Raw genomic sequence first — 21,245 nt, 5'->3', positions numbered from 1 at the left:
AATCTAAACTTAAGATTCTATATTTGATATTGTAAATTCATATTTATATTGCTTATTTTTATGAATAATGTATGGTTGATGTAACCCTGCCATTCCAGGTAAATCTCCTCCAACACCACATTGCATATGGTCAATATTTAGTGTGATAAAATCACGTCTTGGCAATTCATGAATATGATTAGCTTTTTCAAGATCACTTTGTGAATATGGCCATGCACTGAAATTCAATAGATTTTCATCTGAAGATTCTATATGAATACCTCTTCCCTGTGCATTCATAATATTTACAAATCTAACCTCAGTATGATTTCCATTTTCTTGTGGTCTCATATAATTATGAATAAGCTCATCAATTTTAGCAGTGTGAACCTTTATTTTAGCTCCAGTGTTACGATCACAATAGTTCTCATGAGGCCCCTTTCCAAACCATGTAAACTTGTCATATTTATTAGGTAACTTCATAGAATATCCTATACGGTACATATCTTTTTTAGGTAATATATTTGCAGATACTTTAATATTGCCTTTTCCATCAATAAAATATTCCGTAATCATATCTCCCTTGCAATATGAAACCTTATATTTAACTAAGACACGAACATCCGTGTCATTTTCATAAACCTTAATATCTTTTACTTTGATATTTTCTGTGGCTTTTAGCCATTCTCTTCTAAACACAAATTTTTCAACTCTAGGTTCAAAGTTTGCAAACCCCATATCATTGTCTGTAGGTACTCTCCAGAAGTTTGGTAGCATAGTGCCATCTAAAAGTTCCCCATAACCATAATTGAGAGATTGTATTCCTCCATTTTCTTTAGAAATTTTCATAGTGAAATTCTTATTTTTCAAAGTAACAACATCTTTCTTTTCAGAAACTTTTACTTTCTCCACTACCTTAAGATGCAAAGCCTTCTTCTTAGCAGGTTTTAACTTAAATTCTTCCCAAGCAATTTCATAATCTTTATCTGCCCATATAGTATCTTCTTTTAGTTTAAATGATACTAACAAATGATATTCTGCTTCATCTTCAACATTAACACTTGGTAAATCAATCTTTAATTCTTTTTTACGCAGTGGTTCTATATCAATATTTTCTACAGTTTCTTTTGCAATTGAAACTCCATCTTCTAACAAATCCCACTCTATTTTATACATTGATAGATTTCTAAACATATATTGATTATCTATCAAAAGTTCTGCTTGAGGATTATTCTTTATTGAAAAGTGTTTAAGTTTCACTTTAATCTCACTGTAAACCTTCTTAACTTCATATAAAGATGGATGTGGAGTTCTATCTGCAAAAACAATACCATTCGCACAGAAATATCTGTGTGTCTTTTCCTCTCCAAAATCTCCACCATAAAGCCATTTATCAGTTCCATCCTCTGATTTTACATGAATAGCTTGATCTACAAAATCCCAAATGAAACCGCCTGCCATATTGTCATACTTTTCAAAGACATCCATGTATTCTTGGAAGTTACCTAAACTATTTTCCATAGCATGAGCATATTCACATACAACTACTGGCTTTCCTGCATATTGATGAGGTTTTACTGGCTTGTTATCAGCAGTAAGCTTATTTAGTAAATTATCAAAAGCAGATATCTTAACCTCTTCATGTTTCCCTAAAGTCTCTAATATTTCAACAGTTGGATACATTCTAGATAAAACATCACTTACACTTATGTCATAATCACCTTCATAATGGAATGATCTTGTATCATCTAATTTAAGTGCAGCGTCCTTCATCTTTTGAAAGTTAGAACCATATCCAGCTTCATTTCCTAAAGACCACATAAATATGCAAGGATGGTTTCTATCACGAAGAACCATACGTTCCATACGATCAACTACAGCCTTTGTCCAAAGAGGATTGTCTCCAGGTACATTCTTTCTACGTACAGCATGAGTTTCCATATCAGCTTCATCCATAACGTAAATTCCATAAATATTGCACAATTCATATAAATAAGGATCATTTGGATAATGACTTGTCCTTATTGCATTAATATTATTTTGTTTCATAATCTTTAAATCTTGATGATATCTTTCACGAGGAACTGCCCATCCATAGTCAGGATCATAATCATGACGGTTTACCCCTCTAATTAATAACGGAACACCATTAATTAAAATCTTTTCATTTTTGATTTCTACAGTTTTAAATCCAAAAGTTATAGTTTTAACTCCAATAACTTTATTCTCTCTGTCCTTTAAAACTATGAAAATGCGATATAAATTAGGTTCATCCGCACTCCATTTTCTTGGCTTTTTTATATGTTCCTTAAATTTCAATGTTTGCTGAGATTTCGCACTTAACACCACTTCAGAATCCAAAATATGCAAAGCGTTAAAATGTGTATACTCAGATAAAATCACATTAACCTTTATAAGTTCATTGCTATTTGTTTTATTACTTATTAATGTATCTATGAGTAACTCACAATCCTCATATTTTTCATCAAAAGTTGATCTTGCAAAAATATCTGCTGCATACACTAGTGCTTCACTATAAATATATACAGCTCTGTAGATTCCGCTAAAAAACCACATATCTTGATCTTCTAAGTAAGTGCCATCTGAATATCTAATTACAAATACAGAAATCAAGTTTTCACCACTATGCACATAATCTGTAATATCAAACTCTGCTGGAGTCATTGACCCTTGTGAGTACCCAACTTCTTTACCATTGATATAAAGATAAAATGCAGACTTTACTGCTCCAAAATGTATAAAAGTTTTTCTATCCTTAAAATTCTGAGGCAATGTAAAACTATGCTTATAATATCCAAATTCATTTTGTTCATGATCAATAGATGGTATCTGTGATTTTTTTGTACTTAATGCAGGTGGATATGCAAATGCCAAATAGTAAGGCTTCCCATAACCATTTAATTGCCATATCCCAGGTACATTTATTTTTTCCCAGCCCTTGTTAAAATCGTTTACAAGAAAGTCATCAGGTTTTTCATGATTCCCTCTATACCATTTAAAATCCCATTTGCCATTTAAGCTCACTTTATATTGAGATTCTTCATGTTTATAAAAATCTTCTATACTGTCATATGGCATCATAATTGCATGCGCCATTTCTTTATTCTTACCAATTACTTTTGGGTTTTCCCAATCAAAACGATATGTTTTTTCCATACAACTCATCCTCTCCTAGCAAGCATATTACATAATTAATAATACTCGCAATAGATTCATTATTTAAGCAAGTGATAGTGCCACTATCACTTTGATACTCATTATATCATTTCCATATATTGAAATCAATATATTTATTTTCATCTAACTACAATTTTTTTACTTCTTAGCTATAAAATCAAAAATAAAGATAAAAAAACTCTTAAGTGAATACTTCACTCAAGAGCTTTTTCAATATATTAATTAAATAAGTAACTTGTCATTGATAATGATCCTAGTTCACAGCAATCATTAAATATTTCAACTTTATCATTATCTGTTAATGTTCCTAATATATAAACTAGTGGATAGAAATGATCTGGCGTAGGTACAGCTAAACTTGCACTCTTTCCTGCATTTCTATAGTTAATAATATCCTGAAACTGTCTACTAACTATTTTATCTTTGATATAATTATCAAATTCTTCTGCCCAATCATAGCCACCATCCATATCCCAATTAATTGCAGAAAGGTTATGAACAACATTCCCACTAGCCAATATCAATACTCCTTTTTCTCTTAAACTGCTTATCTGTTTTCCTATCTGAAAACAAACCTCAGCATCAGCAGTGCTATCTATACTAAGTTGATACACTGGAATATCTGCTTCGGGATACATTCTATTAAGTATTGACCAAGTACCATGGTCGTATCCCCAACTATTGTCTATTTTAACATCTCTACTAATTAATTTTCCTGTAAGATGAGCTAACTCTGGTGCTCCATCTGATTTATACACTATCTGGTATAATTCATCAGGAAATCCATACATATCATAAACCATTTTAGGATGCTTTGCATCTGTCATTCTGGTGCCATTAGTATACCAATGCGCTGAAATTGAAAGTATTGCTTTAGGCTTTGGAATCTTACGTGCAACTTTCTCCCAATTCATAGAATACATATTATCTTCAATTGCATTCATAGGGGAACCATGCCCTACAAATAACACTGGCATTTTTTCTAGCAAACCAAATTTGTTTTCATTGCTTTCCATAAAACAACACCGCCTTCAAAAATAAAGTATAGTATTATTTTAAACTACCTTCAGTTACTTTTCTATAGAATTTTTATTAATTAATAATAATTTTCTTTAAATATAATCTCTCAATCCTTCTTCATCTAAAATTACTATCTTTTTAGTGCCAATAATCTTTATAAGCTTTTCATCTTCAAACTTCTTTAACTTTCTACTTATAGTTTCTCTTGTGACTCCTATGTAGTTGGCCATTTCTTCTCTGGATAGTGGCAATTCTATAGATATATTCTTTTCTAATAGCTCGCCATATTTCTCAATTAAATCTATTAATAAATATGCCATTCTTGAATCAACATCATTGGTTGCTAGATTTTGAACCAAGTTCTCTACCTTTGCCAATCTTTCTCCCATAGTTTCCAATACCTTCATTGCTATTTCTGGATTTTTCATTATTATATTTTTCATTTCATCTTTTGTAAGAGTACATATCTTGGAATCAACTATTGCTTTAGCATTAAAAGTATACTTTGAAGCATTTATTAGATCTAACTCTCCAAAAAAGTCTCCATCAGAAAGTACATGAAGTATCTGTTCCTTTCCGTCTTTTGTGTATTTATATAGCTTTATTTGTCCTTGATTTATGAAGTAAAGTGTATTTCCTATATTTCCTTCTGAAAAAATTTTGTCACCTTTAGAAAATTCCTTATGATTGATGGTGTCTACTATTTCCACTAATTCTTCATCATTAAGATTTTCAAATATAGGTACTTTACTGGCACAAAGCCCTCCTCTGCAGCCATCACAACAGTTTCCACATTTTATGCTCATAATACTCTCTCCTTTGCTAACTATTTAAAATATACATCAAGTAAATTTACTCTTTCTTTTTCCCAACAGCTGCTAGATATATAACGAATTCATCATCGCCATCTAGCTCCAAAAGTTCATCTATCTTTTTTTGATCATATATGCCTATTGCACAAGTTCCCGCTTTAATAGATTCACTAGCTAAGTAAAGATTTTGGCATACATGCCCAATATCTATTAAAATTTTCTTATGTGCTGTAACATCAAATTTCCACTCTGAACGATATGGTGTTGTACTCCATGCAAATATCACAGCTGCTTTCTTTGCAAAATTAGGTACGAAAGGCTGATCTAAAGTGATTTCATCTATTTTATTACCTATTTCATCTAATTTATACATGGACAAAAGTTTATGTTCAAATGGAAGATATCTATACACTCCACTTTGTACTCCTTCTACACTTAAAATAAATAAATAAGTTTCAAAAGAATGTGTTGCACCACTGCATGGAACTGTTCTAAGTGTAAGTCCAGCTTTATTATTTCCTGCAATCCCCTGAGTTGCCCATAGTAAATATGATAACTCCTCTAAACTCATTGATTCTTCTGCATAAAATCTTGTACTTCTTCTATCATTTATACAATCATAAATGTTTAGTTTCTTCACAATTTCTTTATGTACTTTAGGCAGCTCAATAATATCTGATGATAAATCATAATTCTTAAAACCAGTTGGCTGAGGTACACCTTTCATTTTATCAGTTTTTATGTTTTTAAACTCATCAAAATTAGATTTTAAAAAATTTCTATGTTCTTCATATCTTTTCATACAACTTTCCTTCCTTTACTTATCTACTTAAAAATTAAATTTGAAAAAATCCTAGCCAATTATCAATAGCTAGGATTTTATATAATATATAGGCTTGGGAGAGATATTATTTAAGCTAATGTGGTTAGCTTTGAACTAATAATTGATATTATTTTATTAAGCTTCTAAGAACATCTTCATATCAGCTTCAACATTAGTGATTCCACCAATGCCAAAGTTGTCAACTAACACTTTTGCAACGTTTGGTGATAAGAATGCTGGAAGTGTTGGTCCTAAGTGAATGTTCTTAACTCCTAAGTATAATAGTGATAATAATACTATTACAGCTTTTTGTTCGTACCATGCTATGTTATATGATATAGGTAACTTATTAACATCATCTAAACCAAATACTTCTTGAAGTTTTAAAGCTATCACAACTAATGAATATGAATCATTACATTGTCCTGCATCTAATACTCTTGGAATTCCTCCAATGTCACCTAGGTTTAACTTATTGTATTTATATTTTGCACAACCTGCAGTTAATATAACTGTATCTTGTGGTAAAGCTTTTGCAAAATCAGTATAGTAATCTCTTGATTTAGCTCTTCCGTCACAACCAGCCATTACAAAGAATCTCTTTATAGCGCCAGTCTTAACAGCATCTACAACCTTGTCAGCTAATGCTAGAACTTGATTATGAGCAAAACCACCAACTATTTGTCCCTTTTCTATTTCTGTAGGAGCACTACACTTCTTAGCCTTAGCAATTATCTTAGAGAAATCCTTAGTTCCATCAGCTTTAGCTTCTATATGTTCACAGCCTGGCATTCCTGTAGCCCCTGTTGTGAATAGTCTACTCTTATAAGAATCCTTTGGAATTACTATACAATTTGTAGTCATAAGAATTGGTCCATTGAATTTTTCAAATTCTTCTTTTTGCTTCCACCATGCATTACCATAGTTTCCTGCAAAATGTTTGTACTTCTTAAACTTTGGATAGTATTGTCCTGCAAGCATTTCACCATGAGTATATACATCTACTCCTGTACCTTCTGTTTGCTCTAATAGCATTTCTAAGTCTCTTAAATCATGTCCTGAAATTAATATTCCTGGGTTAGTTCTAACACCAATATCAACAGTTGTTATTTCAGGGTGTCCGTAACTTTCAGTATTAGCCTTATCAAGTAATGCCATACCATCTACACCAAACTTACCTGCTTCTAATGCTAAAGCAACCAGGTTATCAGCTGTTAAACTATCATCTAAAGTTGCAGCTAAAGCTTTTGCCATAAAGGCATGAACTTCCTCGTTGTCATAACCTAAGTTCATAGCATGCTTCATATAAGCAGACATTCCCTTTAATCCATAAGTGATAAGTTCTCTCAAACTTCTTATATCTTCATTTTCAGTTGCAAGTACTCCAACTTTTTCAGCTTTTTTATCGAATTCTATTGTATTGTCAGCAGTCCAAGTTGCTGCATCTGGCATTATCATTTCAGTAGTTTGCATACCGAAGATTTTCTTAAAGAAACCACCATTTACTTTAACATCTCCAACTTGTCCACCAGCATTAATAACTTTAACCTTTAATGCTTCTCTTATATTTAAAGTTTCTTTTACTCTATCTAATATAGAATCTCTATCAAAATTAGCATTTGTAATTGTTGTAAATAGATTTTCTACTATAAATTTATCAACTTTGCTGTCAGTAACACCAACTTTTCTTCCTTCATGGCTTACTATAGCTAATCCTTTAGTTACATATATTAATAAATCTTGAGCCTTCGCTACATGTTCATCTTTACCACATACACCTTTTACAGTACATCCAGCACATCCAGCAGTCTCTTGACATTGATAACAAAACATTGACATATTTTATGTCCTCCTTATTCCTTATAATAATAAATATTTTTTTCATTAGCTTGTTGCTATGAGTATATATTACTAAAATACTCTGATATAATCCGTAACATTTGTTACGAAATAAAATAAATTTATTTTTTATTTTGTTTCAGGGGTAAATCCACAGTATCCTATTTCATCACATCTTTTTTTCATATCATCCCATACTTCTTTATCACTAATAGCTTCTATAGCAGTAGGATATAAAATATAATTTTCTTTAAATATGTGATCCCTTAAATTGAAGATAATGTATTTTGCTGTCTCATCTACTTGCACCTTAAATTCATTAAAATCTAATTGTTGAACTTGCTCTGCTAATTGTTTTAATAGTTTTTTCTTTGCTCTTAAATCATCATGTTCCATTCTCATAATTCTTGTCGGACCTGTGATTTCTCTATCCTCCATCTCTGCAAACAATACCTGTTCTTCTCTTTGATGGTGATTTTCTGCATCTAATATGTTGTTGATAACAGTCAGCAATTCTTCAAATTCCATAGCATCACTGTTATAACCTCCTAGCTTTTGAATTCTAGCATTTATTTCTTCAAGCTCAGTTAAAAACTCAAGTATCCTATCATGTTCAGCAATAAAAGTATGCATAACATGACCCGGCTCAACCTTTGTTTTTATCTTATCAAGTTCACCTTTTAGAACTTCCATATGAATATCACAAAGATGTCTTAAATCATGGGGATTCATTCCTTTTTCTATTAAATTTTGTTCTGCAATTGATAGTTCAATTGGATTTATATTAGAAACAATATTTAAAGCTTCTTTTCTTAGATTTTCTGTCACGCCTTCATTGTTTAATCTTTCTAAAACATCAGTTAATTTTTCTATCTTATTGTTATTCATTCTCCATTCCTCCTTGATATAGACCTGAGAAAAATTTGTATGTCTCACGTCTCTATGTGCTTATTCTACGAGAATTTCATCTATAAAAATATGATTCAAATCAAATTTAAAAAATATATAAAAAAATGATACAAGACACATTCGTATAACATGTCTTGTATCATTTCTCTTTCTAAACTGTCACTATACATGAGTTAACTTCTTTTCATTTAAAATCTCTCATAAATTACTTTTCCAACTCTCTCAGCTCTCATAGATCTTTATATTCCAAATGAGTATAATCAACAATGTCAAAAAAATATGGCATAGTACTACACTCTTCAAGTTCATAATGAAGTTTTGATAAAATATAAAAATTTACATTTTCACAATAAGTGCATAAAAAGTTTCTTCACAGCATATCTTGTATAGTTGGAAAATTTACATTATAGAGATATTGCATCTTGCAATAATTAAAATCTCAAAATAAGTAAAGGAGGATTTTATTATGCCTAGTTTGACTATACGTGGAGTAGTAAGCAGATCTTTCAATTACACAGTAGTTATGTACAGTTCCGTACTAGGGACTTTTGTCGTCACACCAACTGAGGGAGCATTTAGTAACGAAACAATTGGTGTTACAGTCGAACATAGCACTTTGGTAAATGGTATACCAGCAAAAAATGCGCGACTTGAAAATATTTTAGCTGAAGGAGCTAAAGTAGAAGTTGTGTTAACAGATTCGCCAGTAGAAATTAAGCCTGAGGGATGGACTGCAGTTGCTAAATATTCGGCAACTGCTGCTTCGATTAATATCCAATCTAAAGTCAGCATAAAAAACAGTACATCTTGCGTAAAAAATACCGCAGCAGCTAATTTTCTATTAACAAAAGAAGATGTAACAGTAAAACCTGCTGAATATTATTCAGTTGTAATTCAAAGTCAAGAGTCTACAGGCTATTATTGGCATATGAGTGACTTCATGGATGATAATGTACAATTCCTAAAAAGAGAAGTAGTTCCATATAATGAGCTTTTAGGGTCCCCAGGAATAACCATATTCATGTTTAAAGCTGTCGACTTCAAATGTAAGCATACAATAACTTTTAATTTGGTATCTCCAGCCAAAAAAGTAGTTGATGAAATTCTAATTCGTGTAACTGTCACAGATTAATTTTCTAATTAATGCTTATAACATTAATATAATAAAGATAGATGGTAATAAAATGATCTTTAAAGGTTATTTTGCTACCATCCATTTTTCATACTTACAGCTGTGAATAAAAATACTGCTTTACTTTATTATAATCCTCTATATTATCTATATCCATAAGTATACCTTGATCTTCTACCATAACACTTGTAACCTTATGTACTTCTATAAAATTCCTTAAGGATTCATAACTTTTATTATATAAAATATCATCTATGTAAGTGCTTTTAATAAGTATAGGATGCCCATTCTCCCCCCTATAAGTAGGGCTTACTATATCACTTTCAGATTGTATAATTTGCCCGTATGTACTTTTATTAATCACAGCATAATCTCCTGGAATAAGCAAAAAGCGTTCAGATGTGACTTGCTTTAGTCCTGTCTTTACTGAACTGAACATCCCTTCCATATAGTTAGAGTTCAAAATTACTTTTACTTTTCTATATGGCTTTAATATTTCTGATATCAAATCATAGTTGTAACCACCAACTACTATAATTCGTGAGCATACATCATACATGGATTCTATACATCTTTCAATTACAGTCTTATTTCCTATCATTAAAGACATCTTATATTTCTTCATTCTACTTGATAATCCTGCTGCAAGCACTATTCCTTCAATATTCATTATAATCCTACCTCTTATGTATTCTACATATTTTATCCCTTTAAGTAAAGATATGTTAGTTTGATTTTACATTAGTGTTTCCAGCTAACATTCTTTTATACGAAACCTCTTAATAAAAACTATAATTAACAATAAAAAAGAACTATAGATAGGTTTGTCCATCTATAATTCTCCTTATTGTGTAACTCTTTATATTATACTTGTTAATAACATCTTTAATGCAACCTTCTCTAATTACAACATACATTTCTTTTTCTGAATTCAAGCACCAACTAAATAATCTATGAAATCCCTTTTCTTCAAGTTCTAACGGTCCAATTTCATCAATAAATATAGGCTGCTTAGTTGATTGGAGTATAGAAACTATTATACTTTCCGCAAAATCTAATCCCTCTTTTGAAAAACTATAATTATAATAATTAAATGCTTCATTCCATTCATCGGGCTTTTTTCCTATGACTGACCACAACTTACCTTTTCCTGTGGACAATTGAATAATTTCTTGTCCAATGTAACAATCGTCAATATACACCTTTCTACTGATAAAGCCATCTCCGCTGCCTATAATCTTAACAAGCTCTATAAAATTAGTGGTTTTACCTGAATCAATACTTCCAGTAATTATATTTATCATATATAAAGCTGTATAAAAACAGCAAGTGCAAGCATTAAGGCTGATATAACTGGTCTTGTGGAATAATTTCTTCTACTTTCTTCTGTTGTTTTAGTAATTAACTTTTCTCTAAGTATTAAATACATGGCAATTATAATAGTATTTACTAAACTCTCTAATATCATAAACTTTAAAAATGGCTGCCATCCTCTTAACACTGATACTGCTAAGATAGATTGCGGCATAAATAGCAAATAAATATCATATAAGCATCTCCATGATAAATTTAATACTCCCACACCCATCATATTAGTTTTCTTCTGCTTTTTTTCTAATACTTTATAGAAAATTACTAGCGCTACAGCCTCTAATATTATAGAAATTACAGGATTTAATACTTTATCTATTCTTGGTTCAATAAACATATTGGTTAATTTTATTGATGCAGTGATAAATGCTCCATACAGCATACATTGAGCCTCGCCTGTTTTTCTATAGATTTTATCCATAAAATAAAAAGCAATAGGAAACCATATGCACCAGCCAAAGCTAAAATTTATTCTGTGCAGAAAATATCCCAAAGTAGCTTCAACTATTCCCCAAAGTGAACCCCAAAATATAATAATGCTTATATTTCTCAAAAAATTCTTAGAATTCTTGATTGACTCAATTTTATTAAACATTTTATTCTCCCAAATCATATATTCTCTACAGTATATTTAAGTTTATAAAAATATATGTTTAGGGCTGTAAACATATTTGATTATTTTGAGATTAAATTATTAGCTAGCACTGATTTTATGGCATCTCTTATCTCCTCATATCCAGTACATCTGCAAATATTAGATTGTAACCATTCTTCTATAATATGATCATTTGCATCTGGATGAATTTTAGATAAAGCATGACAAACCATTATAAATCCTGATGTGCAATAGCCACATTGAAAACTCCAATTATGTACAAAAGCCATTTGAGTTGGTGCATCCTCCAAGCCCTCTACAGTTAATATTTTTTTTCCTATTGCTTCAACCGTTAACATCAAACAAGATTTTATTGGCCAGCCATCCACAAGCACTGTGCACGAACCACAATCTCCATTTTCACAACCTGGCTTAGCTCCTGTAAGTCCCAATTCGTTTCGAAGTGTATTCAACAAAATATCAGAGGGCTTTACTGCAACTTCTTTTTCTTCTCCATTTACATTTAAAATTATTATTGTTTTGCCTGAGATTTTTTGCATTACCTATCCCTCCAACTTTTCTATAACTTCCATAAGCATTTTTTGCAGCATAAATTTTCTAAAATCAGCAGACCCAGCTAAATTACTCAATATGGAATCATGAAGACTCTCTACTATTTTGTTTATTCTCTCTTTATATGGCAAGCTTGATTCAATTAAATACTCCTCAATTAGTGCGGATCTAAAAGGATAGTCACATACCCCACTAAAAGCTATATTTATTTTCTTTTCATCTTTTAATGCTGCAAGAGTAATTAATGGATAATCAATCTTATCACTCTTTGTTCTTTTAACGTGCAAATAAGGTAGAGATAAAAATTTTTCATCCACTATGAAGTTAACTATAAATTCTCCGCCATTAAGCCTTATTTTTTTATGAAATACTTCTTTCAGTGGAACCTGCTTAGTACCATTTGAAGTTGCAATAACTACTTGACTATTAGCAACTAGAAGAGGTAGAACTGCTTCCTTATAAATAATTGTACCTGCTATATTTCCTCCAAGAGTTATTTTATCTTGTATAGTATGATCTGCTATTCTTTGTACAGCTAATGAAAGCAAGGGAAATAAATTTGCTTCAGCAATTTGTGTAAGAGTAACAGTTGAACCTAAAATCAATTTATTATTCCTTATTTCTTGAATGTTGCATTCTGAAATTCCTTTTATATCAATTATAGCTTCAGTGTACACATTACAGGCTCTCGCCATGCTTATTATTTCAGTACCTCCACCATAGTATAACGGCTGCTTTCCCTTGTAACTTAATTCAATAAATAATTGAACAGCTTCTTTAATTGTTTCTGGTTTATAGTAATCAAAATCAAAGGGTATCATATTTTCCTCCAGTCTTAGCCTTCCAAATTTCTTCTGGTGTAATAGGCAATTTATCAAATTCATAGTCCGTAGCTCGAGAAATAGCATTAGCAAATGCTCCTGGAATAGCTATTATCCCATGCTCAGCAAATCCACGTGCTCCAAATGGCGCATCTGCCTGAGGTGTCTCCACAAAGTCCACTATATATTCAGGATTCTCGCCATATCTCATCACCTTATAATTACGTAAAGTAGTACTTTGGAGCCTACCTTCCTCATCATAGGTAAAAGCTTCACGGGTTGCCACTCCAAATCCCATGTTTATTCCTCCCATAATCAGCCCTCTTGAAGTTTTAGGATTAATCACTTTTCCTGCATCAACAACAGTAATAGCCTTCAAAAGTCTATAGGTAAACATTTTGGGATCATATTCTATCTCTACTGCTTGAGCACCTACTGTCCATGCTGGACCTGCTTTCCCCTTGCCAGTTTCTTCATTTAAATTAGTCAAATTGCTCATTATAAAATTTCCACGCCCAAGAATTTGTCCTTGTACTGCAAGACCTTGAGGTTCTTTATAGCCTTTAACTAAATCTTTGAATGCAAGATATGTATCTGGATCCTGTTTTAAAAATACCCTCTCATTGGCTACATCAAAATCGTCTGGCGGATACTTTAATGCAGTAGAAGCCACAATTTTCAATTGACTTATAAGATCCTCAGCAGCTCTAAGTACTGCATTTCCTCCCATATATGTTGTCATACTTGCAACTGTCTTCCAATGTTCTGGAGAAACTTGAGTATCAACTGTCATCATTACATTGATTCTGTTCACATCCATTTTCAACTTTTCAGCTAATATCTGTGCTAAAGTAGTTTTGCTAGCTGGACCAATTTCTACTGCACCGCAATTCAAGTTTACACTTCCATCTGAGTTGAAAGTGATCAATGCTCCTGAACCAGCATCTGTAGGAGAATCTGATGTTTTCCAAAAGCATCCCATACCTTTGGCTTTAATTAATCCATCATCGTTTTTAATTACTTGACCTTCATCCCAATTTGATAATTCTTTTAGTTTTTTTAAACATTCTGATAGATTACCAACATTGCTTAATGTTGTTTTTACTTGAGTTGGTGTGTATTGATTAGGTTGTATAGCATTTTTTATTCTTAATTCTAATGGATCCATACGAAGTGCTGTTGCCAGTTTATCTATCATTCTTTCCATACAAAATGTGTACTCTAAATGACCAAAGCCTCTAAATGAAGTAACATACGTATGGTTAGTATAAACACAGATTGAATCACACCATATATTTTCAATATTATATGGCCCTGAACAATCTACTGCTATTGCCTTTGCCATACGTGGACCTATATCTGAGTAAGCTCCACCATCAAGCATATAACTAGCTTCAAGAACTTTTATAACTCCATCTCTTGTAGCTCCAAGTTTCAAACTTGCCTCAAGTCCAATTTTACATGGAGAAGTCTTAATATCCTCTTCTCTTGTGTTAGCAAGCTTTACTAATTTGCCATTAGCGGCCCTTGATGCAAGATAAGCTATAAGTTCAAGCTGTATAGGTGATTTCCCACCAAAGCCTCCCCCTACAAGCGGAACTTTTATAACTACATTTCCTTCTGGAATATCATAATATCTACTTAATAGAGTTTTAACAAAAAAAGGAGATTGGGAAGATGTTTCTATTATCACCTTTCCATCAGGCATAATCTGTGCTCTTACATTTCTAGTTTCCATAGCAATATGATCTGATTGAGGAATAGAAAACTTAGCTTCCACTCTAATTTCACTTTCTTCCCAAGCCTTCTCCACATCACCTTTTCTTATCTGAATTCTATCAGAAACATTTGTATTAGCTTCTGGAAATACATCATTTACGGCTAACCTATATTCATTTAATTTCTCATGAACAAGAGGCGCATCAGCCTTTAATGCTTCATATATTGAGCTAACCACAGGCAAAGGTTCATAGTCAACTTTTATAAGTTCTAATGCTTTCATAGCTTCCATTTCACTATTAGCTACAACTACTGCTACAGGTTCACCATAATATCTAACTTTATCTCTTGCTATTGGAGGTCTATCCTCTATTAATGCTCCACAAAGTACAGGAAAGTAGTCTCCAGCTATAACAGCCTTCACCCCCTGTGCTTTCTTTGCTTCGGATATATCAATTGATTTTATTATTGCATGTGCATAGCGACTTGTAAGTATCTTAGCAGTTAACATTCCTGGACTATTTGTATCATCAACATATTTAGCTGCACCAGTAACCTTATCATACGCTTCTTTTCTAGGTATACTCACTCCAACTATATTTGCATTGCTCAAAGGATACTCCCTCCTCTTAATAGTTCTTACAGATTTTTAATAATAGATTTATTTTTTCCACCATTTATTAAATTATTCAACTATCATATAAACAGTAAAAGAGACTTTCATATTTATGAAAATCTCTTTTACTGCTTAATCAATTAAATCTCTTACGCCTATAATCAAGCAATCAAATTTCACCTTTTCAGCAATATATTCATAACCAATTTCGTAATTCACAAAATTCACTAAATCTTTATCACTATGATTCATACAATATTTTTTAAATTTATTCATATCAACACTACAATTATCTTTACTCTCTGCAAGCACTTCTCTTCCTTTATCTAAGTTCTTATGCTCCATTTTTATCATCTCTGGCTGAGTATAGAAATCACTATTTTTTTCATGGGTTAATTCTACATCTTCTTTGCCTTTAACAGCATTTCCTATATTTATATTGTGCTTTTTTTCCTTAATTTTCTGCTTAAGCTCTTCTATTATATCTGGAACATTTTCTATTATCTCTATCTTAGAATCCATCCCCATCATTTCGTAATCAATAGACAGGTATTTTTCTAAACTTTTTTGCACTTCATAACTTATACTTTCAAGATTCCCCATTATAAATCCATGCATAAATGGAGGTTTAGGCATGTCCTTAGGCGGTAGAGGTTTCACTGAATCTATATAGCTTTCTACAATCATTGGCACCTTATCTTTTTCAACTAAAAGAAGAGGCGTATGCTTTCCCATATGTGCAAATACTACTCCTGCTATAATACTCATTGGTTGATTTATATCTCCAAATGTAAAAGCGTGACCTGCTCTATAGTCTCTATCCCACCCAAATCCTGTTTCCTCATCTTTATACTTAGCAAAATTCACTGCTATATCATATATGCTATTTCCCTCAATTCTCTGTACTCTTTTTACGTTGCGGATTTGTTCTAATGAAAGTTCAACTGATTTTGATACAGTTTTTGTTGAACCTAAAATATAAACATTAACATTTTTCATTTTTGTTATTTCCTCAAAGGTACAACGAGGAATATTGTTTTTTTGCACATACAAAATTGGAGAGCCATGATGTGCTGCCCAATAAGCTGAAGCAATCCCTTCTGTATAATCTTCTCCAGACATTATAATGATATTATCAAACACTTCTCTAAAATCGCAAACCATAGTTGCAGTTTCATAATGATTATGTCCAACCATCTGCTCTGTATTAAATCCATGAAAGGTAAGTTCTAAAGATACTGCTTTTGCAATATTCCCAACTAAAATCACCTGTATCTCTTGATATCCCTTTGGAGATAACCTTTGAATTTCCTCCAAAGTTTTTTTGCTTAAAGTATTTCCATCTGTATATAGAATGGGTGCATTAAACGGAAAGTGAACCAAAGAGCTTGCTGCTATTCCGTCAAAAACTTCATTCTCATTTACCAAAATAACTGTATTAGGTCTCATATCTGCAAACCCAATCTTAGATACTTCTATTGATGCATCAATAGGAGTATCACCACATATTCTTGTAGTATTTAATGTACACGGACAACCTTCATAATTATTATTCATTGTAAATCTCCTAAAACTTTATCAATAAATATGATATGAATTAATAATTTATTTTGATTATAGTAAAAGAAAAATACCCTAAATTAGGGTATTTCTCTTTTGCAATTTCTTAAAATAAAGGCTGCTATGCATTATTCATTCTTCTGCATTCATCTGCACAATGACGGCATGTATCAGCACAAAGTCTACAATGATCGTCTTTAAACATATCACATTCTGATGCACACTTTTCACATATTGTTGCACATACACTACTTACTTCCTTTGCATTAACACTACTTCTTGCCATAAAGCAAGCTGAAGTAGTACAAATTTCAGCACAATCTTGAAGTGTTCTGATGCACATCAACCTATCTTTAATGTTATGTTCTTGCAAACATAAATTTAAACATTCTTCACAAATCTGAGCGCATCTGTTACAAGAATCAATACAAGATTGCATTTCAGTGCCTACATGTATTAATGAATCTACTGGCTCCATCATAGCTACTTCCATAATTAATTCCTCCTTTATTTTAGATTACAAGATTTATTTTCTTCTTAATAACTAGAAATATACTGATGTAATTCTTGTGAATAATCCATAATTCAGTAGTATTTCTCATTTTAATGTGGATGCACTCTATCTCTATGCAATTACTCTGCGAGTTACATATATAAATAATGAATGGAGGTGAACTTAATATGAACGGTAATGATCTAGCAAACTTAATTGCCAATGTTGGTTTTCCTGTTGCCATAAGTGCTTATCTGCTTATGCGCCTTGAAAAGCAAATCGTTGGATTAACTGCTTCAATCAATAAACTTAATACCATTATCTCTACAAAACTTGGAGTTGTTATTGATTATACAAATGAAAATAAAAGTGCTTAATTATTTCTAAAAAACAAAATATAAAATTTAAAAAAATTCAACGTAGCCCCTTAAATATTCCAATAATTGCATATATAGAAATTGTAAGCAATGTGCACAAAGCTTAAAAGTTAAAAGTTAAAAATTAAATTTATAGGGAGGATTTTATTATGGCAGTAAACAAAACTTTAAACACCACTTCTTTTTCTATGGAGGTTGAAAGTGGAACAGATAAAACAGGAGCAAAAGTTTATAAAAAGAAGACCTTCTCTGGAGTAAAGGGTACTGCTCCAATAGAAAATATCTTTGCTGTAGCTGAGGCTATAAAGGCTGTATTAGGAAATGGCACTAGGGATTACTATTTAAATGAAGCTTCAAAGATCACTAACGCTTAATGCTTAATAATTAAATTAATGAAATCAAAAATTAGATTGTAGGGAGGATTTTTAACATGGAATATACACTATCTTTAACATTTATCAATGCTGCAGGTGACAAGGCTTCTTTAAGCATAGCAGGTGTGAAACCTACTTTAACAAAAGACGAGGTAAATAGTCTTATGGATACCATAATAGCTAAAGATATATTTGTAAACAAGGGCGTATCTTTAGTTTCAAAGTACAGTGCTCATTTGTCTCAAAAAGAAACTACTAAGTTTGACCTTTAATAATTACAACTAAATAATTAAAAAATATTTAAGCCATCAATCTTAATTTTATTCTTAGATTGATGGCTTTTCTATTAATAAATATCCCTCTAATATTTCACTTTCTCTAATTCAAGCATTTTGAGTCATTTATAATTTTAACTTTTGTTCTTGGGTTTAAACTAAAGAACTCAGGCATATAATTCTCTGCATTTTCTACCTCTACTTCAATATACTTTGCCTCATTTGAAATTAAATCAAAATCATTATCTGAAGGATTTATCCCATCTGGAGTTGCAAGATGAAGCATCCATACAAAAGTTGTAGACTGCAACTTCATCTTTACTTTTATATCTGATATCCTATTTACAGTACACTCAATATCTGCTGCGCTTAGATTTAATTTATTATAAGGTGCAAAGAAGTATCGATTTTCATTTAAAGTCTCTCCTTCGCAACTTATCTTTGCATGTAGAAAGGTTTCTTCTGGAATTATATCTTTTTTAATATCTGAAAAATCAATATTTGCATATACTCGTGTGCTATTTGCTTCTATATTTTGGGCTATTTCTCCACTTTTCAATACTTGTCCATTCACAGTTAGAATCCTATATTCAAAAAATACATCTTTATCCTCTAATGTATCGTTAATCACTGTAACTTCTATGGGCTTAACCTCTCCCTTATAATACTTTTTATAATTAGCCATCCCATCAAAATTTTGTGCTTCATAACCTTTTAGTGTTAATCCAAGTGGAGCCATTGATCTTTTCAAATAATAGTATACAGGTCTTTTGCCTAAATAATAATCAATTACAGACCAATTGTGTATACCATAAGAATCACTTAAAGTCCAAAGTAAAATTCCAGAGCATCTAAATTTTCTAGCACGTAATTCATCATAAATATGGCGCATAATCTCTGCTTGTATAACTTGACTTTTAAGAATATATTCTTGAATGTCCATTTTTGAACAATCCCCAAAATATTTATTAACTATAATATTTAGTAACTGATGCTCACTGGTTGTGTTTGTATGATATAGCCACTCATGAGAATCTGGATTAAAAGCTTCTGCTTTAATACACTTTTTTGCAGATTCAATATTCATTGCACCTATAATACCAAACTCACTCAAAAACTTAAAATCAAAATCTGTAAAACGCCATAAGTCTAAATAATGTTCCCAGTTAGGACGATGGGTAAAATGCCATGTATGTTGATCACCTTCCTCATAGCTTGCAGGCATATCCCCTCCATATGGACTACTTTCCCTATATATTCTATCTGAACAAAGTGATTTTACAAGGCTAGGCAAAAGTTCCTCATAAAAACGTCCACCATACCAAGGCAATTCTTCATGATACTCCTTAGCTGATGTATACATCTCCTGAATTTCGTTATTACCTGACCATCCAACTAAACTAACATGATTTCTAAGACGCTTTATAGCCACTGTTGCTTCTATTTTAATCTCTTCATAAAATTTTTCGTCATAATCTGGATAGTATCCGCATGCAAACATAAAATCATGCCATACCATTAATCCCAATTCATCACAACCATCCATAAAAGCTTCACTTGCATAAACACCGCCACCCCAAACACGTATCATGTTCATATTAGCATCTGCAGCTGCTTCTAGAATTCTTCTGTCTTTTTCATCAGTTATACGCCCTAATAAACAATCCGCTGGCACATGGTTGGCTCCCTTAACAAATATAAGATTATCATTTATCTTAAAGGTAAAACTTTTTTGGTTATCTCCAAGATCCTGCTTATCAATTTCTACAGTTCTTAATCCATGTTTTCTCACTGAAGTATCAATAATTTTTCCTTCATTATCTTTAATTTGTACCTTAACACAATATAAATAAGGCATCCCTGATTTATTGGGCCACCATAAATTAGGTTCCTTTATTTCTAATTTCATATTGTAATTCACTATTGAGGCTTCTAGAATTACATCTTTACTGCAAATACTAATAGGACTGTTAGCATCATCATAACGTCCATCCTTGTACAACTCACATTGAAGAGTATACTTCTCATTTTTTAATGCTTTAAGTTCAATGTTTATACCTAAACTAATATTATCTGCTTTAGATATTCTATTTCCTTCAAATTGTGTTTCAATATAAACATCATTAATATATGCTTTGTGATAACTGTCAATGTGCACATCCTTCCATATTCCACAGGTTGGTAACCAGATTGTCCAATCCCATCCATATACATATTGAGGCTTCCTCATCCATACTCTATAAGGCTGATCATTGTTCCAAGAGTATTTCATCAACTCAATTGGTTTTTCTTTCACACTATTAACACCATCATCTATTCTAACAACCAATAAGTTTTTACCCACCTTAATATTAGATGTTATATCAATTGTTTTCCCAATAAAAGCATTATTGTGACACCCAATATACTTGTTATTTAGCCAAATATCAGAAGTTAAATCAAGTCCTTCAAAAGTAATCTCCTCATAATCCTGAACGAAATCTTCTTCTATATCAAATACCTTTATATACCAAAATTCTTTTTCTTCTAACCATCTACAATCTTCACCATTTAGATCTATAAGTGGATCTTCAATAACTCCTGCTTCTGTTAAGGCAATATGCACATCTCCTGGTACTTTACATTCAATTGTATTTCCATCCTCATATAAATCAATTGCCTGCTGTAAGTTTCCTCTTCCCACATCTTGTAAAATTAATCTCCACTCTCCTGATAGCCCATATGATTGATGTTGTTTAACTTTACTCATTTTCTCACTC

General features: G+C 31.7%; 19 protein-coding genes. 4 read left to right on the top strand and 15 right to left on the bottom strand.

Going from position 1 to position 21,245, the window contains the following annotated elements:
• Positions 1–9 precede the first annotated feature (9 nt).
• From lacZ to OCU47_RS03100, 6 genes are all read right to left on the bottom strand, one after another.
• Complete coding sequence (gene lacZ, locus OCU47_RS03125; RefSeq protein ID WP_261827136.1) at positions 10–3,156, bottom strand: beta-galactosidase, LacZ type; 3,147 nt, start codon at positions 3,154–3,156, stop codon at positions 10–12.
• A gap of 239 nt (positions 3,157–3,395) precedes the next feature.
• The gene (gene ygiD, locus OCU47_RS03120) at positions 3,396–4,193 is read right to left on the bottom strand and encodes a 4,5-DOPA-extradiol-dioxygenase (RefSeq protein WP_261827135.1); all 798 of its coding nucleotides are present in this window, start codon (positions 4,191–4,193) and stop codon (positions 3,396–3,398) included.
• Positions 4,194–4,289: 96 nt separating this feature from the next.
• Entirely contained in the window at positions 4,290–5,003 is a 714-nt protein-coding gene (locus OCU47_RS03115; protein ID WP_261827134.1) for a Crp/Fnr family transcriptional regulator, read from the bottom strand.
• 46 nt (positions 5,004–5,049) lie between these two features.
• Positions 5,050–5,811, bottom strand: coding sequence for a SagB/ThcOx family dehydrogenase (locus OCU47_RS03110; protein ID WP_261827133.1), 762 nt, complete (start codon positions 5,809–5,811; stop codon positions 5,050–5,052).
• A 156-nt stretch (positions 5,812–5,967) separates the two neighbouring features.
• Positions 5,968–7,671 carry a hydroxylamine reductase gene (gene hcp, locus OCU47_RS03105; RefSeq protein WP_261827132.1) on the bottom strand — a complete coding sequence of 568 codons (1,704 nt, stop codon included), beginning with the start codon at positions 7,669–7,671 and terminating at the stop codon, positions 5,968–5,970.
• Positions 7,672–7,800: 129 nt separating this feature from the next.
• Entirely contained in the window at positions 7,801–8,559 is a 759-nt protein-coding gene (locus tag OCU47_RS03100) for a DUF438 domain-containing protein (RefSeq protein ID WP_261827131.1), read from the bottom strand.
• A 487-nt stretch (positions 8,560–9,046) separates the two neighbouring features.
• On the opposite strand from OCU47_RS03100, the gene OCU47_RS03095 reads away from it, so the two are divergent.
• Positions 9,047–9,712: a protease inhibitor I42 family protein gene (locus OCU47_RS03095; RefSeq protein ID WP_261827130.1), complete on the top strand. Its 666-nt coding sequence runs from the start codon at positions 9,047–9,049 to the stop codon at positions 9,710–9,712.
• A gap of 94 nt (positions 9,713–9,806) precedes the next feature.
• Here OCU47_RS03095 and OCU47_RS03090 read toward each other — a convergent pair whose 3' ends face one another.
• The 8 genes from OCU47_RS03090 to OCU47_RS03055 form a co-directional block, all read right to left on the bottom strand.
• On the bottom strand, positions 9,807–10,382 hold the full coding sequence (locus OCU47_RS03090; RefSeq protein ID WP_261827129.1) for a nucleotidyltransferase family protein: 576 nt from the start codon (positions 10,380–10,382) through the stop codon (positions 9,807–9,809).
• A gap of 142 nt (positions 10,383–10,524) precedes the next feature.
• Complete coding sequence (locus OCU47_RS03085) at positions 10,525–11,016, bottom strand: nucleoside-triphosphatase (protein WP_261827128.1); 492 nt, start codon at positions 11,014–11,016, stop codon at positions 10,525–10,527.
• The gene (locus OCU47_RS03080; RefSeq protein ID WP_261827127.1) at positions 11,013–11,678 is read right to left on the bottom strand and encodes a hypothetical protein; all 666 of its coding nucleotides are present in this window, start codon (positions 11,676–11,678) and stop codon (positions 11,013–11,015) included. The genes OCU47_RS03085 and OCU47_RS03080 overlap by 4 nt, the downstream gene beginning before the upstream one ends.
• A gap of 80 nt (positions 11,679–11,758) precedes the next feature.
• The gene (locus OCU47_RS03075; RefSeq protein WP_261827126.1) at positions 11,759–12,238 is read right to left on the bottom strand and encodes a (2Fe-2S)-binding protein; all 480 of its coding nucleotides are present in this window, start codon (positions 12,236–12,238) and stop codon (positions 11,759–11,761) included.
• 3 nt (positions 12,239–12,241) lie between these two features.
• Positions 12,242–13,072, bottom strand: coding sequence for an FAD binding domain-containing protein (locus tag OCU47_RS03070; protein ID WP_261827125.1), 831 nt, complete (start codon positions 13,070–13,072; stop codon positions 12,242–12,244).
• Positions 13,059–15,404 (bottom strand): xanthine dehydrogenase family protein molybdopterin-binding subunit, encoded by a 2,346-nt coding sequence (locus tag OCU47_RS03065; protein ID WP_261827124.1) that lies wholly within the window; start codon positions 15,402–15,404, stop codon positions 13,059–13,061. The genes OCU47_RS03070 and OCU47_RS03065 overlap by 14 nt, the downstream gene beginning before the upstream one ends.
• A 135-nt stretch (positions 15,405–15,539) precedes the next feature.
• Positions 15,540–16,964, bottom strand: a complete 1,425-nt coding sequence (locus OCU47_RS03060) for a cell wall-binding repeat-containing protein (RefSeq protein ID WP_261827123.1) — start codon at positions 16,962–16,964, stop codon at positions 15,540–15,542.
• 124 nt (positions 16,965–17,088) lie between these two features.
• On the bottom strand, positions 17,089–17,460 hold the full coding sequence (locus OCU47_RS03055; protein WP_261827122.1) for a four-helix bundle copper-binding protein: 372 nt from the start codon (positions 17,458–17,460) through the stop codon (positions 17,089–17,091).
• Positions 17,461–17,648: 188 nt separating this feature from the next.
• On the opposite strand from OCU47_RS03055, the gene OCU47_RS03050 reads away from it, so the two are divergent.
• The 3 genes from OCU47_RS03050 to OCU47_RS03040 all read left to right on the top strand — a co-directional run bounded on the left by OCU47_RS03050 (position 17,649) and on the right by OCU47_RS03040 (position 18,483).
• Positions 17,649–17,837 (top strand): YvrJ family protein, encoded by a 189-nt coding sequence (locus OCU47_RS03050; protein ID WP_261827121.1) that lies wholly within the window; start codon positions 17,649–17,651, stop codon positions 17,835–17,837.
• 149 nt (positions 17,838–17,986) lie between these two features.
• Positions 17,987–18,211 (top strand): DUF1659 domain-containing protein, encoded by a 225-nt coding sequence (locus tag OCU47_RS03045; protein ID WP_261827120.1) that lies wholly within the window; start codon positions 17,987–17,989, stop codon positions 18,209–18,211.
• Between the two features lie 56 nt (positions 18,212–18,267).
• A complete protein-coding gene (locus OCU47_RS03040; RefSeq protein ID WP_261827119.1) occupies positions 18,268–18,483 on the top strand; it encodes a DUF2922 domain-containing protein in 216 nt (71 codons plus the stop codon).
• Positions 18,484–18,589: 106 nt separating this feature from the next.
• Here OCU47_RS03040 and OCU47_RS03035 read toward each other — a convergent pair whose 3' ends face one another.
• On the bottom strand, positions 18,590–21,235 hold the full coding sequence (locus OCU47_RS03035) for a beta-mannosidase (RefSeq protein WP_261827118.1): 2,646 nt from the start codon (positions 21,233–21,235) through the stop codon (positions 18,590–18,592).
• Positions 21,236–21,245: the final 10 nt, after the last annotated feature.

It is taken from the genome of Clostridium sp. TW13 (assembly GCF_024345225.1).
GTDB classification, from domain to species: Bacteria; Bacillota; Clostridia; order Clostridiales; family Clostridiaceae; genus Inconstantimicrobium; species Inconstantimicrobium mannanitabidum.
The sequence above is the reverse complement of the archived record's forward strand: the minus strand, read 5'-3'. Positions and strand labels throughout refer to the sequence as shown.

What these genes read in the sequence shown, in the direction of transcription:
- OCU47_RS03095 (WP_261827130.1), top strand. Translation starts at nt 9,047, where the DNA reads ATGCCTAGTTTGACTATACGTGGAGTAGTAAGCAGATCTTTCAATTAC.
- OCU47_RS03045 (WP_261827120.1), top strand. Translation starts at nt 17,987, where the DNA reads ATGGCAGTAAACAAAACTTTAAACACCACTTCTTTTTCTATGGAGGTT.
- ygiD (WP_261827135.1), bottom strand. Translation starts at nt 4,193, where the DNA reads ATGGAAAGCAATGAAAACAAATTTGGTTTGCTAGAAAAAATGCCAGTG.
- OCU47_RS03110 (WP_261827133.1), bottom strand. Translation starts at nt 5,811, where the DNA reads ATGAAAAGATATGAAGAACATAGAAATTTTTTAAAATCTAATTTTGAT.
- OCU47_RS03070 (WP_261827125.1), bottom strand. Translation starts at nt 13,072, where the DNA reads ATGATACCCTTTGATTTTGATTACTATAAACCAGAAACAATTAAAGAA.
- OCU47_RS03115 (WP_261827134.1), bottom strand. Translation starts at nt 5,003, where the DNA reads ATGAGCATAAAATGTGGAAACTGTTGTGATGGCTGCAGAGGAGGGCTT.
- OCU47_RS03075 (WP_261827126.1), bottom strand. Translation starts at nt 12,238, where the DNA reads ATGCAAAAAATCTCAGGCAAAACAATAATAATTTTAAATGTAAATGGA.
- OCU47_RS03090 (WP_261827129.1), bottom strand. Translation starts at nt 10,382, where the DNA reads ATGAATATTGAAGGAATAGTGCTTGCAGCAGGATTATCAAGTAGAATG.
- OCU47_RS03055 (WP_261827122.1), bottom strand. Translation starts at nt 17,460, where the DNA reads ATGGAAGTAGCTATGATGGAGCCAGTAGATTCATTAATACATGTAGGC.
- lacZ (WP_261827136.1), bottom strand. Translation starts at nt 3,156, where the DNA reads ATGGAAAAAACATATCGTTTTGATTGGGAAAACCCAAAAGTAATTGGT.
- OCU47_RS03050 (WP_261827121.1), top strand. Translation starts at nt 17,649, where the DNA reads ATGAACGGTAATGATCTAGCAAACTTAATTGCCAATGTTGGTTTTCCT.
- hcp (WP_261827132.1), bottom strand. Translation starts at nt 7,671, where the DNA reads ATGTCAATGTTTTGTTATCAATGTCAAGAGACTGCTGGATGTGCTGGA.
- OCU47_RS03085 (WP_261827128.1), bottom strand. Translation starts at nt 11,016, where the DNA reads ATGATAAATATAATTACTGGAAGTATTGATTCAGGTAAAACCACTAAT.
- OCU47_RS03040 (WP_261827119.1), top strand. Translation starts at nt 18,268, where the DNA reads ATGGAATATACACTATCTTTAACATTTATCAATGCTGCAGGTGACAAG.
- OCU47_RS03035 (WP_261827118.1), bottom strand. Translation starts at nt 21,235, where the DNA reads ATGAGTAAAGTTAAACAACATCAATCATATGGGCTATCAGGAGAGTGG.
- OCU47_RS03060 (WP_261827123.1), bottom strand. Translation starts at nt 16,964, where the DNA reads ATGAATAATAATTATGAAGGTTGTCCGTGTACATTAAATACTACAAGA.
- OCU47_RS03080 (WP_261827127.1), bottom strand. Translation starts at nt 11,678, where the DNA reads ATGTTTAATAAAATTGAGTCAATCAAGAATTCTAAGAATTTTTTGAGA.
- OCU47_RS03100 (WP_261827131.1), bottom strand. Translation starts at nt 8,559, where the DNA reads ATGAATAACAATAAGATAGAAAAATTAACTGATGTTTTAGAAAGATTA.